Source organism: Ruegeria sp. AA6 (genome assembly GCF_056542865.1).
Window position 1 is genome coordinate 152,239 of record NZ_JBQGAN010000005.1, and the last position, 15,980, is coordinate 168,218.

Here is a 15,980-nt window from a genome sequence, read left to right on the forward strand (position 1 = left end):
GAGGCTTATGATTTCAGATGCACAAAAAACGTCGTTGAAACTTGGCGCTGAAATGGCTGACAGCGCGGCCGAAGTGCAAGACCGAACAGCAGATATCGTGGCCCGCGCGCTGGACCGGTCGGGTATTCAGTGGGGCCTGTTGGCCCGATCGGTCGAGCTGCAATCCGCGAAAATCACTGAAACCCATGCCGAGCGGGCGCGCGACCTGATGGCAGGTTTTACCGATGTGTCGCAGCGTATCGCAAGCTCGCAATCCGTTGTCAGCGATTGGGCGGCGTATCTGAAAGACGCCACCCAGCGTGTAGTGTTGACGATGGATGCGCTGCGCGAGCGTGGCGACGTGTTTCTGGAGCATGAGGCGCAGGGCTGTCCCCCCGTTCTTGACTATGATTATGAGGTCATTGTTGATGGCAAGGCGCTAAAACGTCCGTGCAATTATCAACTGTTACGTATTTTGCCGCCCGAAGGCGTTTCGGTCGACGACGCCCGCCGCCCTTATATCATCATCGACCCACGCGCGGGTCACGGCGGTGGCATTGGCGGCTTCAAGCAGGACAGTCAGGTTGGTGTCGCCCTGTCCAAAGGGCATCCGGTTTATTTCGTCAGCTTCGGGCGCGATCCGGTGCCGGGCCAGACCCTTGCTGATGTCATGCATGCCGAGGCCGGGTTTGTCCGTAGCGTCCGCGCGCGCCATCCCGACAGCCCGCAACCTGTGGTGACGGGCAATTGCCAGGGCGGTTGGGCGACGTTGCTGATGGCCGCATGCAATCCCGACCTGACCGGGCCCTTGATCCTGAACGGTGCCCCCATTGCGCCATGGTCGGGCGAAGTGGGCGAGAACCCGATGCGCTACAACGCCGGTGTTCTGGGCGGAACCTGGCAGCCGATGTTCTGGTCGGATATCGGCGCGGGCAAGTTCGATGGTGCCAATCTGGTGATGAACTTCGAACAGCTGAATCCCAGCCGTAACTATTTCGGCAAGTATTTCGACCTTTATCGAAACCCGGAAGCCGGGCGAAAACGATTTATCGACTTCGAGCGCTGGTGGGGCGGTTACTTCCTGCTGAACGAGGCGGAAATCCACTGGATCGTTGAACAGCTGTTCGTCGGCAACCGGCTGGTCAAGAACACGGCACAATTGGAAGCCGGTGTGCCGATTGACATCAAAGCGGTCAAAGGCCCGATCTTTGTGTTTGCCAGTCAGGGCGACAACATCACGCCTCCGCAACAGGCGCTGAACTGGATCCCCGCGACCTATGCGGATGAAGAGGACATCCGCCTGCGCGGTCAGCGGATCATTTACATGCTGCATGATGAGGTTGGCCATCTGGGCATTTTCGTCTCATCCAAAGTGGCACGCAAAGAGCATACGGAACTGGCCTCGACCCTGGAAACAGTCGAGGCAATGGCCCCGGGGCTCTATGAGATGGTGATCGAAAACACCGAAGGCGAAGGGCAGGACAAAAAGTTCGAAGTCCGCTTCTACGACCGGAGCCTCGAGGATTTGGCCGCGCTGGATGACGGGCAGCAGGACGAAGCCAGCTTTGCCGCCGTGGCGCATATGTCCGAGGTGCAGGCAAATGCCTATGAAACATTCGGGCGACCTTTGGTGCGGTCCGTTGCAACTCCGATCGGGGCGAAGGCGCTGCGAGACCTGCATCCTTTACGCGTACAGCGGGCGTCCATGTCGTCTGCAAGTCCTGTTATGAAGGGCGTAGAGCAACTGGCGGAAACGACCCGTGAACAACGCGCACCCGTTGACCCGGATAACCCGTTTCTTGCATTCGAAAAGCTGACGGCGGACTGGGTTGAGCAGATCATGGATTTCAATCGTGATCTGCGCGACGCCTGGTACGAAGGATTGTTCTTCTCGCTTTGGGGCGGCCCGTTGGCCGCTTGGTTTGGAAAGAAATACGCGGCACACCGCACCTTGCCCGATCCTGAAACCCTCAAGGCACTGCCCGAGGTCGAGGCGGCGCTGGCTCATATGAAGCAGGGCGGACTGGCTGAGGCCGTGATCCGGTTGCTGCTTTTGCTTGCAGCCAGCAACCAGAGCTTCCGGGCCGAAATTCTTCACCGTTGGGCGTATGTGTTCAAACATGAAGCGCCCTTCAAGGATCTGACAGTAGACCAACGTCAGCGTATGCTGCGCGAGCAGACCGTGATTGTTACCTTTGACGAACAGGGCGCGATCAAAACACTGCCGGACCTATTGCCGCTGACCTCGGACAGAAAGCGAGCCGTTGACATGCTTAAAGGCGCTATCGGCGAGATAGAGAACCCCACACCCGAGCTTGTCGAGATGGCGCAAGAGCTGTACGACATTCTTGATCTTGGTGAAATCACACAGAAATCCGCGGCTACGCCCAAGCCTGCACCCAGGACTCGGACGCGCAAGGCGCCTGCTGCGAACAAGGCCAAGACGAAATGAACGTAAAGGAAAACCGCACCTACGCACAGATTGAGGTCGGGGATGAGGCGCAGGTTACGCGCCTGTGCACTGTCGATGACCTTTACGCCTTTGCTTCTGCTTCGGGTGATCACAACCCTTTGCATCTGGCCAGCTACGACGGCGATGGCGATGGCCACCCCGAAGCCGTTGCCCCGGCGCTTTGGCCCGCCGGTCTGATCGCGGCTGTTCTGGGCAATATCCTGCCCGGTGCCGGTACACAGACCCGCTGGGCGAACCTGTCCTTTCATATTCCGGTTGTGGCAGGCGACGAAGTGACCGCGTTTGTAACCGTGATCGAAAAGCGCGATGACGGCGATCTGCTCTGCGCCGCCGAAGTGCGCCGTGTGGGCGACAACGCGCTGATCCTTAGCGGTGAGGTTCAGGTGACGCCGCCAGCCAAACACATGACCTTTGACTCGGTCGAAGTGCCCGGATTGATTGTTGAGCGTCATCGCCATTTCGATGCGCTGATCGCGAAGGCTGAACCGATGGACCCGATGCCCACGGCTGTGGTTGCGCCGGAAGAGCCGAATTCTTTGGGCGGTGCATTGCTTGCGCAGTCTAAGCAGATCATCACGCCGATCCTGTTGGGCGACCCCAAAAAAATCGCGGCGGCTGCTGACGAGCTTGAAGCCGACCTGTCTGGGATTGAAATCATAGACGTTCCCAGCAACGAAATGGCAGCTCACCGCGCCGTGGACCTGGTCGTCGAAGGCAAAGCGCAGAGCCTGATGAAAGGGCATCTGCACACGGATGTTTTGTTGCACGCGGTTTTGCGCCGCGAAAAGGGTCTGCGGACGGGCCGTCGCTTGTCGCATGTTTTTGTGATGGATGTACCCGGCTTTTCCCGGCCCATCATGGTGACGGATGCGGCCGTGAATATTGCCCCGGACCTCGAGACCAAGGCCGATATCGTGCAGAATGCCATTCATTTGGCGCAGTCAATTGGGATTGAAACCCCGAAGGTTGGCGTTCTGTCGGCGGTTGAGACGATAAACCCGCATATGCCTTCGTCCGTAGACGCCGCGCTGCTGTCGAAAATGGCGGAACGCGGCCAGATCACCGGCGGTCTGGTCGATGGCCCTCTGGCGATGGACAATGCGGTGGACCTGAAGGCGGCGCGAACCAAGGGTATCACGTCCCCTGTTGCTGGCGAGGCCGATATTCTTGTGGCTCCGAATATTGAGGCGGGGAATATGGTGGCAAAACAGCTAACTTATATTTCGCACGCCGAGGCAGCGGGGATCGTGGTCGGCGCGGCTGCGCCAATCATTCTGACGTCGCGGGCGGATGATGATGCCTCGCGGCTGGCTTCCTGTGCGGTGGCGGCCCTGCATGCGCAGGCGAGCAAAGGTAAAATTCATGGCTGACCATGTGCTGGCGCTGAACGCCGGATCTTCTTCGTTGAAATTCGGGTTGTACGAACTGGTCGAAAACAATCGCCCCAGCATGCGCTGGCATGGCCAGATCGAGCGTCTGGGGAGCGCCCCCCGTCTGGTGGCAGAATCCGCCGGAGGGCGTTCCGTCAACCAGCCCCTGTCCAATGCCCGTGGCCACGATGAAGCGATCCATGCTTTTCTGGACATGGCGCGCGAGTATTTGCCGGATATCAGCATTCGTGCCATCGGTCACCGGGTCGTTCATGGTGGAACGATCTATTGGGAACCTGTGCAGATCGACGAAAAAGTTCGGGACACTTTGGCTGATTTCATTCCCTTCGCGCCATTGCACCAACCGTACAGCCTTTCAGGTATACGCGCGGCCAGTGACGCTTTTCCGGGGACGGCGCAGGTCGCCTGTTTTGACACCGCGTTTCATCGCACCCACCCTTGGGTCAACGATACCTTTGCGCTGCCACAAAGCTATTACGACAAGGGTGTGCGCCGGTATGGGTTCCACGGTCTGAGCTATGACTACGTCACGCAGAAACTCAAGGAAATCGCCCCGAGCCTTTATGATGGTCGCGTTGTCATCGCTCACTTAGGCAATGGGGCATCCATGTGCGCTGTGTCGGGCGGCAGAGCCGTTGCCTCGACTATGGGGTTTTCGGCGCTGGATGGCTTGCCGATGGGCACGCGCAGTGGTCAGCTGGATCCAGGCGTTGTCCTCTACATGATGCAGCAAGAAGGCATGAGCGCGGATGAGATCGCCGACATGCTCTATCGCAAGTCCGGGCTTTTGGGTTTGTCGGGGATGTCTTCTGACATGCGCACGCTGCTATCGGCGGACACGCCTGAAGCGCGCCGAGCCATAGACTATTACGTGTTCCGTATCCGTCGGGAATTGGGGGCCCTCTCTGCCGCTTTGGAAGGACTTGACGCGGTGGTCTTTACCGGCGGGATCGGTGAGAACGCGGCGCTGATCCGACAGCGGGTCTGTGAAGGAATGCGCTGGATCGGGATTGAGATGGACCCTAATCGAAATGCCGACAACGGAACGGTTCTGTCGACGGATTTCAGCCGGGTCCGCATTCTGGCAATTCCCACGAACGAAGAGATGGTGATCGCCCGAGCGGCGGCACGGCTGGTGCAATAACGTCTATTGATCGGGGCTGTCTTTGCGGCGCTTGGCGTATCTGATCAGCACGCCCAAAACAGCGCTGATGATGTCAGGTGACAGCGCGCCCAGCGGGTCGCGCCGGATGCCGGTCACGGTGTTACGGGCGTCGGTCAGAGTGTCTTTAACCTCGGTCTCGATGTCCTGCAGGGCCATGTCTCTCAACTCAATCGCTGCTGTCGTGTCGGCCTGCGCGTTTTGCGAATTGGCCAGCAGCGCCAGGATCAGGGCCAGCAACAGGTTGGCTCCTGCCACGATCAAAGCGGCCACAGGTTTGGACAGTGTTGCAGATAACCAGAAAAACCCTGCGACATTGAACATGATGACGGCCAGACCAACAGCCAGCCCCGCCGCTGCGTAAAAGCCGGTGCGCCGGGCAGCGACGGCAAGATGCCGTTGCGCGATCAGTCTTTCGGCCCGAAGAACAATCGAAATATTGCGAGAAATACGGCTCATGATCAGGCTCCTACCGAGACCGGCCCAGCAGGTAGCCAAGCGTGAAAATGCCAAGCGCAAACAGGATCGGTCGCTGGTGAGGCAGGTCTTCCAGTTCGGTCAGCGCTTCTTCGAGTTGGCCGGTCCAGCCGTCGATATTTTCGGCAATCTTGTCGACCACCGTGTCATGGGGCTCTGACGCAGAAGCTTTCTCTCTGGCCTCAGTTTGCTCAGCCAGTTGGCGGCGCAGGTCGGCGACCTCGGCTTCAAGTTCGGCTTTCGTGACCATGGGATCGGTCCTCTTGCAATTGGTGCCTGCGGGTTGAGAGCAATGTCCTCAACCCCGGCTTCGAGGACCATGTTAATGCGCTTTTCCGGTTTTAGAAAAGGGACTTATCTTTTTTCAGACGTAGTAATCCGCAACCAGCAGGAAATCCGGTGCCACATCTTCTTCGATGGTCGCGAAACGCGGGATCGGGTCTTCGAACACGTTATCGGTGCGGTCATCATTGACGGTTGAAACCTCGCCGATCAGACAATCGCCCTTTTCTGCCCAGAAGGCGTGCCAGATGCTAGGCATCAGGGTCACGCTTTCACCCGGCTTCAGGCGCAGCAACTCACCGGGTTTGATAGTGACCGGGCATCCGTCACTGGGAACCACAACGGGGTTGTCGCGGTCAATGCCGCCCTCGGCGTCCGAGGCGTAAAGCTCCATCACCAGATCACCGCCGCCGCGGTTGATGATGTCTTCGGCTTTGATGATATGACGGTGCATCGGCGACAGTTGTTTGTCGCGCGAAACCAGGAGCTTTTCAGCATAAAGCATCCCCCGACCGCTGTTCAGGTCACTCACATCGCCATTGCGCAGGGTAAACAGGAACAAGCCCAGCTCGTCGAACCGCCCCTGTCCATAGTCGGTGATATCCCAGCCCAGACCGCGCTCGCGAATGCCTGCCGCTTGGTCGCTGCGCATCTGATCAGGGGACCAATTGGCAAAAGGTGGCAGCACCGCACCGAAGGAACGGATAAAGGCTTCGGCCTCTGTTTTGATTGCGTTGATGTCAGAACGTTTCATGATGTCCCCTGTGGGTCAAAGCTCGTGCGCCCAGGGCGGATTGGCCCCGGCACGGGATACGGTGACGGCGGCGACCTCGGCACCTTTGGCGAGAGCCGCGCGTAGATTTTCGCTGGTCAGGCTGCGCAGGGCGGATTTGGTCAGGTGACCGCCGCGCTCCAGTTCCGCCAATACTCCGGCGTTGAACGTGTCGCCCGCACCGACGGTATCGACCACCTCGACTTTCTGAACAGGAACCGAGATTTCCGATCCGTCTGCCAGATAGCCAGATGCGCCGTCACCACCGCGCGTCACGATGACCACGGCAGGTCCGGCTTGCAACAGCAGGGGAACTTTCTCGGCGATGCTTTCCGGGCCGGGAATGATCCAGTCCAGATCCTCGTCCGACACCTTCACGATATCAGCCTGCGCAATCATCTGGTTCAGGCGGGTGCGATACCGGGTCTGGTCCTTGATGAAATCCGGGCGGATATTCGGATCGATCATCACGGCGCGGTCTGCCCCGTGCCGGTTCAGCAATGCGGCGTAGGCATCCGCGCAGGGTTCGCAGGCAAGGCTGATGCCGCCAAAATACAGCGCTGACACCGCGGGCAGTTGCGGCGGCATGTCTTCGGGCGTCAGCATGCGACCAGCTGAATTTTCGTCCATAAAGCTATAGGTGGCGTGCCCATCCTTCAACTGCACAAAGGCCAGCGTCGTAGGCCGGCCCGAGCGGATCACATGGCTGGCATCCACATGGCTGGCTTGCAACGCGTCGGCCAGTTGTTGACCGAACATATCCGAGGACAGACCTGTCAGCAGCCCCGCCGGAGCCCCCAGCCGCCCCAGTGCAATGGCCGTGTTAAAAATTGCTCCACCGGAATGGGGCACGAACCCCTCGCCACCCGAAACCGTCGGGGCGGCGATCATGTCGATCAGGGCTTCTCCGCAGCATAGGATCATGCCGTGGTCCTTTCTGATTCAAGGGATCAGGCGGCCAGTTTACCGCGCGAGCGCACTTTTGCAGAAATTGTTAGCGCCAACAATGCCAAATTCGTCCTGTTCCGACACATACAGGTTCATTGACCGCCGCAATGCGCTGAACCGCCCACCGGCGTTGAAGGCATCTCGGAAAGCGTCCTTGAACAGCCATCGGTTTTTCTCGGCCACGCCACCCACAAGGAACACACCGCCCATCGGCATGAGAACTACGGCCAGATCTCCCATAACGGCACCAAAATGGGTGGTGAACATTTGCGCGGCCTTTTCGGCGATAGGGTCGGTCTGCGCGCGGGCATCTTCCAGAATATCCTTGGCGCTGCGCACGGGCGTCTGGGCTTGCCCTGCAGCCATTCCGGCGGCTTGGTAGAGGATTGGCAATCCAGTTCCGCTGAGGAACATCTCGGCTTCAAGAACCAGCGTATCATCAAAAAAGCAATCCGGCGCGATGTGGCGCGCGGCCCTGAAAATCTCGACCTCGTCTGCGTGCCGTGGGGAAAGGCCGATATGGCCCCCTTCGCCAGATGCGGTGTGATAGCGTCCTTCGGAATACAGTAAGGCCCCAACCCCAAGCCCAGTGCCGGGGCCGACAACGAGACGTGTTCCCGGCGGTGGGGTCTTTTCGCCCTGCAAAACCTCGACATCATCCCGGGTGATCTCGGCCACTGACCAAGCCGCCGCCGTAAAGTCATTGATGACAAAGGTGTGCTGTGCGCCCGTGGCTTTGCCGACGTCGGATTCCGAGAGATCGAGTTGGGCATTTGTCAGCCGGATCGTTCCGTTATGCACCGGCCCAGCCCCCGCCGCCACGACAGCGCGAGGGTTAGTGCCAATCTCGTCGCGCAAGGTGTGAAACGCATCCAGAAGTTCGGGCAGACTGCCAGTCGGGTATTTGCGCAGATCGATTAACTTGCCGTCAGAGATAACGCCCAAGCGGGTATTGGTCCCGCCGATATCCGCAACAAGGTTCCAGTGTTTTTGCATAGCGCCGGCAGGTTGTGCCAATGGCAGTGAGACCGAACCATCTGAAAACGCCATCTTCAGGGCATCAAAGCCTGTATCAACGAAGCCAAGTTTGTTTTTTTCATCTCCGGCTCCAGCCACTGCGGTCCGACCTACAAAGATACCTTGGATTGGCACACCTTGCTGTACAGCGTTTTTTGTCTCTGTCAGATGGCGGTTGAGGCTGTCTGCCTGCGCTTGGTCAGAGGCAGGCAGGTCACAAGCAGTGACGTAGATCGGCATGTCGCCAGTGTATTCGTTCCTGACGCCTGTTATGCGCTGCGCTAGTGCTGAGGGATCGGCCGGGTCACGGCTGAGGAAATTAAGGCCGCACCAGTCGACCGGATCACTGATCGTCTTGAAGTCTTCCTGCCAACCCGCAGGAAGGTGCTGCTCTAGGTCGCCGAGTTCATTCTCAGGGTAGGCACCCTCGAAAATACTGCCCAGAAACAACCGCGAGAGAAGGGTGTCACGTGCGGTCAAGCTGGGATCTCCGGAGTCGACGGCGAAATCAGTCCGATCCAGATCAAATGCTGCACCCAGGTTAGACAGGCCAAGGCTACGCATTTCGCCGATCGCCTTACCATGAGCCAACAATACGTGATGGATCGCGCGGGCGGTCGCGCGGGCGCTGTCACACTGACCCAGATCGCTGATGCGCGAGGGCAAGCTGATCGGCGAAACGCTAAACATCCGATCACCAATGCGGCTCATAACAATTTCGGTGAAGTCAGCGAACCAATCAGCGATGTCGCGGTTGCGCCATCCGCCTAAATCATCCAGCGCAGGGGGCAACTCACCGTCAGAAAGCGTTGCGCAAGGGCGAATGCCGCGCTCTAGAAGTGCGTCAGCCAGCCGGTCGTAGGCATCCAAGCCCGCCTGATCTGCCGCGCCGCGTCCTTCCGGTTGAACTTGCGCCCAACGCATCTGAAACTGAAAACAATCAACGCCAGCTTCTCGCATCAGATCAAAATTCTGCTCGGTCGGGGCAGCGACGCCAAACAGGAAATCCTTGGGAAAATCAGAGCGGTTGTAGTTCATGGTCAAAACCTGTGTGGGCTGGTTGCGCCGCCAACTATCATTTCATCCTTCTGCATACTAGATGTTAGCGGTATCATTTTTCGTTTTGAGCGCTTTTTGGGCGCGTTTCAAGCCACGAGGCAGCGGTACTTGACAGATAGGGCGTTGGTGCTTCACCCTAATTGAAACGTTTCAATTAAAGGTTTGACCTGTGGGTATGCGGATCGCGGCGCAGCTTTATACTGTCAGGCAGCTTGGCGATTTTATCGCCCAGCTGAATTTGGTCCGTTCCTGCGGCTTTGCGGATATCGAGGCGGTTGGCTTCCACGATCTACCCCCACAAAAAATGGTGCAGCTGGTGGCGCAGTCAGGCCTGACTGTTCGGTCTGTGCATTTTGAATGGGAAGAGTTCCAAACCCGGTTCGAAGACATTCTCGCTCTGCTCGACCTCTTGAATTGTCCGGTGGCTGTCATGCCATGGCTTTCCCCCAAAAACAGGCCCAGCACGTCAGACGGATGGGCCGCGATGGGGCAACAACTTTCACAATGGGCCGAACGGTTGTCTCAGCATGGTGTTCGTTTGGCCTATCACAATCATGACTTCGATCTTGTAGGCGAGGCCGGGGAAATGCCTCTGGACCAGATTCTTTCGCATCAGAACTTGTACTGGCAGCCCGATATCGGTTGGTTGGCTGTTTCCGTGCCGAACCCGGCCGATCTTTTGCAGCGACACGCAGACCGGATCATTTCGGTACATGCAAAGGATGCCAACCCACAGGCGGGGCAGGGGGATGCGCGGTGGCGCAATCTGGGGCACGGCGTGGTGGACTGGCCCCGACTGTTGAGCATCCTTGAGAACAGCCCCTGTTCTGATCTGTTTGTCGAACATGACGAAACGTCAGACCACGCGGAAACCTTGCTGACAGGTCGAAAATTCCTGTCGGGCCAACTCATGCCGAGGGTCGGGTGATGGCGCGCGCTACGATCAAGTCCATCGCGAAAGAGACCGGCTATTCCGTCGGAACCGTCTCGAATGCATTGCGCGGTGCCAGATCTGTCAGAGAAGAAACGCGGCAGGAAATCCAAGCCGTGGCCGCGCGTTTAGGTTATCGCGTCAACATGGACGGGTTAAAGTTGCGCACCAAGAGATCCTATCGGATCGCGGTGTTGGTCAGCGTCTCGTCGGATGCGGCCGAAGAATGGGAGGGCGTGGAATTTACCCGCATATTGGCCGGGATATCCGGGGCTCTGCAAGGCTCACGTTATGAGATGAGCGTTTTCAACGTGGCAGATATGTCCAATACGATGGAGACCTTGTCGCGCATCGTTCAGGACGGTCTGGCGGATGGTGTCATTTTCTCGGGCACTTTGCATGATGATCCTCGCATCGGTTATTTGCAGGAAAACGCTTTCCCCTTCGTGACCATGGGAATGAGCGAAACCGATATACCTCATGCCTTTGTCGACATTGACAGTCAGGCTGCGGCGTATGATGCAACCGAGCGGTTGGTGCGGCTGGGGCATCGACGAATTGCCTTGGTCAACCCACCATCCGAACTGGTTTACGCCTCGCAGCGTCAGGCCGGATACGAACAAGCCCTGACCGAAGCGGGATTAACAACGAACCCGACGCTGGTTTTCAACGGTCCCACCACCGCGCGCACCGGGCAACGCTGTTTCGAGGCGATGATGCAGCTAACGGATCGGCCCTCGGCCTGTATCTGCGCAAATGAGGCGATGACTCTGGGCGTTTTATCCGCTGCCCACGCGGCAGGGGTGCACGTAGGCCGTGATCTGGTGGTGATCTCCACGGATGATCTGCAACTCAGCCGTTACTTCGTGCCACCGCCCAGCACGTACTATGTCCCCATCGAAGACAGCAGCCGCCTGCTTGGCGAATATATGTTGAAAGCTTTGGAGGGCGCTGACCCCTCCGAAACCCAGAAAAAGATCAGGGCCACGCTTATCGAGCGGCAACCTGACACCCCTGCGCTGCAAACGGCGCCCACAAATTGAACCAACAGAGGAGTATTTGGACATGTTCAGGAACTTACTGGCCGCAGCGGCGCTGACCGCAATGGCAGCACCGGCGACCTTCGCCGCAGATCTGGAAGGCCGCGTTTTAAAGATCGGAACAGACGCGACCTATCCGCCAATGGAAACGGTTGATGAGACAACCGGGCAAATCGTAGGCTTTGACGTTGATGTAATGAATGCCATCTGCGAGCAGGTCAATTGCGTTCCGAATTTCGTCAACACCGCTTGGGATGGCATCTTTGCAGCGCTTCAGCAGGGCGAATTCGATCTGGTGATCTCGGGCGTATCCATCACGCCAGAGCGCGAAGAGACGATGGACTTTTCGGAACCTTACATTGTGGTCAGCCAGGCCATCCTGCTGCAAGTCGACAATGCAGACATGACGCTGGACGATTTCAAGGCTGGCGGTCAGAAGCTGGCGGCGCAAACGGGCACAACCAACGCGCAACTGGCCGAGGAACTGGTCGGGCGTGAGAATGTCAGCCTGTACGACAACTTTTCAGCCGCGATTCTGGCATTACAGAACGCCGATGTTCAGGGTGTGATCATCGACGGCACTTCGGCTTCTGCTTATGAGCAGGAGTTCGCGGGCGAACTGACGGTCGGCATCACCGGTCTGCAATCTGACCCGCTTGGTATCGTGTTTCAGGAGGGCGACGCCACGGTGGATGCGATTAACGAAGGACTGGCGGCGATCAAGGCCGACGGCACTTTGGAGAAGTTGATCGGCAAATATTGGAGCACCGAATAAGTCAGACCGAACCGGCCCGGCGCAATGCGCAGCCGGGCCGCATCCTGAAGAGAGGTCCCATGACGCGTTTAAGCTCGATCCGCCCGAGCAATCTTGTTCTGCTCGCAGCGGCCCCGTTCATCATCTACCTATTCGCAACCTCTTCGAAATACCTGCGGTCGCTAGTCGCGATCTTGGGGATCGGGAATAATGCGGGTCCGATCTTTGTCGGGTTTCTGCTGGTGCTGGTGGTGGCCATTCTAGGCTATCTCTGCGCCCGCAAAGCGCGGTTTCAAGCCGCGCCGGGATGGCTGCGCATCGCGGCATGGGTTGCGCTTCCAGCGGCAATTGGCCTTGCCGCTTTGGGTTTCATCGCACCGCAGGTCTTGATGCCTTTTGCCGACTCCGTGTTCTTTCACGCGCTTAGTGAAAATACCTCGACCCTTATCGACCGATCTTCGCAGATCTGGGTGCTGTTCCCCGAGGTCGTCGCGCAGGTGCAGCGTGGCCTTCAGGTATTGCTGCTGTTCTATGCGTTGGTGATCGCGGCCATTCTGCTTTCGAACAGATTGCCAGCCAGGATCAGGGGATACGCCCAACTGGGGCTCGAAATCCTGACCGGAGCGGCGCTGTTTTACTTGCTGTTCATGGCGCACTGGCAGTTTGCCACGGGCGTGGCCATCACGTTTCGCGCGGCCATCTTTGCTTATATCTTCGCGGCCATTCTGGGCTTGATCTGGGTCGGGCTGCAATCGTTCAAACCCAAGGCAAGGACGACGGTTGTCTATGGCTGTATCAGTCTGGCTTTGCTCGCCATTTCGGCATTTTTCTTCATGCAGCCGCAGGTGAAATACGAACTGATCGGCACCCTGGACGCCCGCATCGCGATTGTGCGTGGGACGCCGCAGGCGCAGGCTGATGTGATCCGGTTTGGTGAATTCGAAGGCGGCGAAGACAAGCAATATCGCATTCGCAGTGCCCCGGACGCGGCCAGCGCGGTGGAACAGATTGAAACCGTCGACAGTGTGTCGGGGGCCTTTGTTCCGGTCGGCACCAACACCAAGGGCTACCCGGTGATCTGGCAGACACAATTCCTGCCCGACAAATATCGCAATCCGGCGCTTACGTTTGCCGTCTTCGGCTTCCTGCTGCTGACGCTGACCGTGGGCGGGGCACAACACAAGCTGCACCCGCTGGCCGTTGGGGCCGAGTTCTTTGTCGACACGATCCGAGGCATTCCGATGCTGGTGATCATCCTCTATATCGGCCTGCCTCTGGCGGGGGCGGTCAAGGATGCCACCGGCGGCGGCATCGACATGACCAACATGACACGCGGGATCATCGCCATATCTGTGGGCTATTCTGCCTATATGGCCGAGATTTTCCGATCCGGCATAGAAGCCATCCCAAGGGGGCAGATCGAGGCGGGCGGTTCGCTCGGCCTGTCCCGCTGGCAAACCGCGCGGTTGATCATCCTGCCGCAGGCGCTGCGCATCGTGACGCCGCCCTTGGGCAATGAATTCATTGCGATGATCAAGGATACCTCACTGCTGTCGATCCTGTCGGTCCGCGACATGACCCAGCGGATGCGCGAGTTTCAGGCGGCGAGCTTCCTGCCCTTTGCACCGTTTAACACCGCCGCGATCCTTTATGTCGTGATCACGCTGGGCTGCGCCAGCTTCCTCAAATGGATCGAACGCCGCACGGCACGGGAAGACAGATGAGCAAACTGGAACTGGGGGTCTGCTATTACCCTGAACAATGGGACCGGTCGCTTTGGCGTGACGACGCCCGGCGAATGGTCGAGATGGGTTTGGACTGGGTGCGCATAGCCGAGTTCACCTGGGGTTTGATCGAGCCCCAGCGAGGGACCTTCCACTGGGATTGGCTGGATGAGGTGATCGGTATTTTGGGCGAGGCCGGCCTGCGCGTCATGATGTCCACGCCCACTGCCGCGCCGCCGAAATGGCTGATTGACGAACACCCCGAGATTTTGCCGGTTGGTCCAGACGGGCGGGTACGGGGTTTCGGCTCGCGCAGGCACTATTGTTTTTCCAGCGAAGTTTATCTGGCCGAGGCCCGCCGGATCGCCACCGAATACGCGCGTCGATATGGTCAGAACCCGCATGTTAAGGCTTGGCAAATCGACAATGAATATAACGACCACGACACGGTGCTCAGCTATTCGGACGCCGCGCGGGACGGGTTTCGACGCTGGTTGGAAGAACGATATGGAACGATTGAGGAACTGAACCAAACTTGGGGAACAGTGTTCTGGGGATCGCTCTATTCCAGTTTCGACCAGATCGAACTGCCGAACGGGCTGGTCGCCAGCCCCAACCCGACCCATGCGCTGGACTTCGCACGCTATTCATCGGATCGGGTACGGCTGTTCAACCGAGCACAGGTGGATGTGCTGCGAGAATTCTCGCCGGGCCGGGATATCACGCATAATTTCATGGCGGGTAGTTTCGAGTTCGATCACCACGCCGTTGCCGCTGATCTGGATATCGTCGGGTTCGACAGTTATCCGCTGGGCAACCTGTTGGGCTCGACCCTTACTGACACGGAAAAACGACGCTATCTGCGCACAGGTGCACCAGATTATCAGGGTTTTCACTGCGATCTTTATCGCTCTCAAGGCAGGGGGCGCATGTGGGTTTTGGAACAGCAGCCCGGCCCGGTGGACTGGGCCGAGAAGAACCCCTCACCCGCGGATGGCATGGTGCGCCTGTGGACTTGGGCCGCTTATGCCCACGGCGCGCAGGCGGTGATGTTCTTTCGCTGGCGACAAGCCAAATGCGCGCAAGAGCAATATCATACCGCGCTGCTGCGGTCTGACGGCAGTTTGGATCAAGCGGCGGTAGAGTTGGCTCAGGTGGTGTCCGAGCGTGCGGCTTTGCCAGCAACCACGCGCGCTAGGGCGCGGGTCGCTATGTTGATGGACTACGAGTCCATCTGGGCAACGGATATCCTGCCGCATGATGATGCCTTTCCGAATGCTCAGATCTTTCGTGAGTGGTATGCGGGGTTGCGCGCGCTTGGCGTTGATCTGGATATTGTCGGGCCTCAGGATGATCTGACCGGATATGCTCTGATTGTTGTCCCTCAAAGCATGATTGTCTCACCTGAACTCGCTGCGCGACTGCGAGACAGCCAGGCCAAATTGCTGATCGGCGCGCGGGCAGGCAGTAAGACGGCGAACATGCACACGCCGCCGAACTTGCCGCCCGGCGAATTGACCGATCTGATTGGGGTCAAGGTCCAGCGTGTGGAATCGTTACCGGATCTGGCGGGTGAATCGGTTCGACTTTTGGACGGCACGACGCACGAATTTACGGGCTGGCGCGAAATCGTGGAGAGCGGGGAAACTGTAATTGCCTGTTTTTCCAGCGTATATCGGGATGGAAGTCCGGCGATCGTGCGCTCTGACCGCGCAATGTACCTGGCGATGATCCCGCGTGGCCGCTTTTTGCACACCGTCCTGACCGAGGCATTGAACTGGGCGAATATTGTTGTCACAGACTGCGATCCGGATTTACGGATCACCTATCGCGGAGAGTTGGGATTTGCCTTTAACTATGGTCCAAGCGCACTGTCGCTACTGTCTGACAGCGCGCGTGAGTATCTGTTTGGAGGTTCAGAAATCCCACCTTATGGTGTTTCGGTCTGGCGGGATTTGTGATCTTGTCGAA

13 protein-coding genes are annotated in these 15,980 nt (G+C 58.3%); 8 read left to right on the plus strand and 5 right to left on the minus strand.

Features of this window, described 5'->3' with window-relative positions; genetic code table 11:
• Nucleotides 1–7 precede the first annotated feature (7 nt).
• Genes ACR0LN_RS09300 through ACR0LN_RS09310 form a run of 3 tightly spaced genes read left to right on the plus strand, consistent with a single transcriptional unit; the run spans nt 8 to nt 4,987 of the window.
• Nucleotides 8–2,431 (plus strand): DUF3141 domain-containing protein, encoded by a 2,424-nt coding sequence (locus ACR0LN_RS09300; RefSeq protein WP_480429266.1) that lies wholly within the window; start codon nt 8–10, stop codon nt 2,429–2,431.
• Nucleotides 2,428–3,822: a bifunctional enoyl-CoA hydratase/phosphate acetyltransferase gene (locus ACR0LN_RS09305; protein ID WP_480429268.1), complete on the plus strand. Its 1,395-nt coding sequence runs from the start codon at nt 2,428–2,430 to the stop codon at nt 3,820–3,822. The genes ACR0LN_RS09300 and ACR0LN_RS09305 overlap by 4 nt, the downstream gene beginning before the upstream one ends.
• Entirely contained in the window at nt 3,815–4,987 is a 1,173-nt protein-coding gene (locus ACR0LN_RS09310; RefSeq protein ID WP_480429270.1) for an acetate/propionate family kinase, read from the plus strand. Before ACR0LN_RS09305 ends, ACR0LN_RS09310 begins: the two co-directional genes overlap by 8 nt.
• A gap of 3 nt (nt 4,988–4,990) precedes the next feature.
• Here the strand turns inward: ACR0LN_RS09310 and ACR0LN_RS09315 are convergent, their stop codons facing one another.
• The 5 genes from ACR0LN_RS09315 to ACR0LN_RS09335 all read right to left on the minus strand — a co-directional run bounded on the left by ACR0LN_RS09315 (nt 4,991) and on the right by ACR0LN_RS09335 (nt 9,539).
• Nucleotides 4,991–5,464, minus strand: coding sequence for a phage holin family protein (locus ACR0LN_RS09315; protein WP_480429271.1), 474 nt, complete (start codon nt 5,462–5,464; stop codon nt 4,991–4,993).
• A gap of 10 nt (nt 5,465–5,474) precedes the next feature.
• A complete protein-coding gene (locus tag ACR0LN_RS09320) occupies nt 5,475–5,732 on the minus strand; it encodes a hypothetical protein (RefSeq protein WP_480429273.1) in 258 nt (85 codons plus the stop codon).
• Between the two features lie 114 nt (nt 5,733–5,846).
• Entirely contained in the window at nt 5,847–6,518 is a 672-nt protein-coding gene (locus tag ACR0LN_RS09325) for a D-lyxose/D-mannose family sugar isomerase (RefSeq protein ID WP_480429275.1), read from the minus strand.
• Between the two features lie 15 nt (nt 6,519–6,533).
• Nucleotides 6,534–7,460 (minus strand): carbohydrate kinase family protein, encoded by a 927-nt coding sequence (locus ACR0LN_RS09330; protein ID WP_480429277.1) that lies wholly within the window; start codon nt 7,458–7,460, stop codon nt 6,534–6,536.
• Between the two features lie 39 nt (nt 7,461–7,499).
• Nucleotides 7,500–9,539: a family 1 glycosylhydrolase gene (locus ACR0LN_RS09335; protein WP_480429279.1), complete on the minus strand. Its 2,040-nt coding sequence runs from the start codon at nt 9,537–9,539 to the stop codon at nt 7,500–7,502.
• Between the two features lie 196 nt (nt 9,540–9,735).
• Here ACR0LN_RS09335 and ACR0LN_RS09340 point away from each other — a divergent pair, with 196 nt between their 5' ends.
• From ACR0LN_RS09340 to ACR0LN_RS09360, 5 genes are read left to right on the plus strand one after another with little or no spacing between them, the layout of a single operon-like run.
• A complete protein-coding gene (locus tag ACR0LN_RS09340; RefSeq protein WP_480429389.1) occupies nt 9,736–10,488 on the plus strand; it encodes a sugar phosphate isomerase/epimerase family protein in 753 nt (250 codons plus the stop codon).
• Nucleotides 10,488–11,534, plus strand: a complete 1,047-nt coding sequence (locus ACR0LN_RS09345; RefSeq protein WP_480429281.1) for a LacI family DNA-binding transcriptional regulator — start codon at nt 10,488–10,490, stop codon at nt 11,532–11,534. The genes ACR0LN_RS09340 and ACR0LN_RS09345 overlap by 1 nt, the downstream gene beginning before the upstream one ends.
• A 22-nt stretch (nt 11,535–11,556) precedes the next feature.
• Nucleotides 11,557–12,306 carry a basic amino acid ABC transporter substrate-binding protein gene (locus ACR0LN_RS09350; protein ID WP_480429283.1) on the plus strand — a complete coding sequence of 250 codons (750 nt, stop codon included), beginning with the start codon at nt 11,557–11,559 and terminating at the stop codon, nt 12,304–12,306.
• Between the two features lie 59 nt (nt 12,307–12,365).
• Complete coding sequence (locus tag ACR0LN_RS09355; protein WP_480429285.1) at nt 12,366–14,009, plus strand: amino acid ABC transporter permease; 1,644 nt, start codon at nt 12,366–12,368, stop codon at nt 14,007–14,009.
• Nucleotides 14,006–15,970, plus strand: a complete 1,965-nt coding sequence (locus ACR0LN_RS09360) for a beta-galactosidase (protein WP_480429287.1) — start codon at nt 14,006–14,008, stop codon at nt 15,968–15,970. The genes ACR0LN_RS09355 and ACR0LN_RS09360 overlap by 4 nt, the downstream gene beginning before the upstream one ends.
• Nucleotides 15,971–15,980 lie beyond the last annotated feature (10 nt).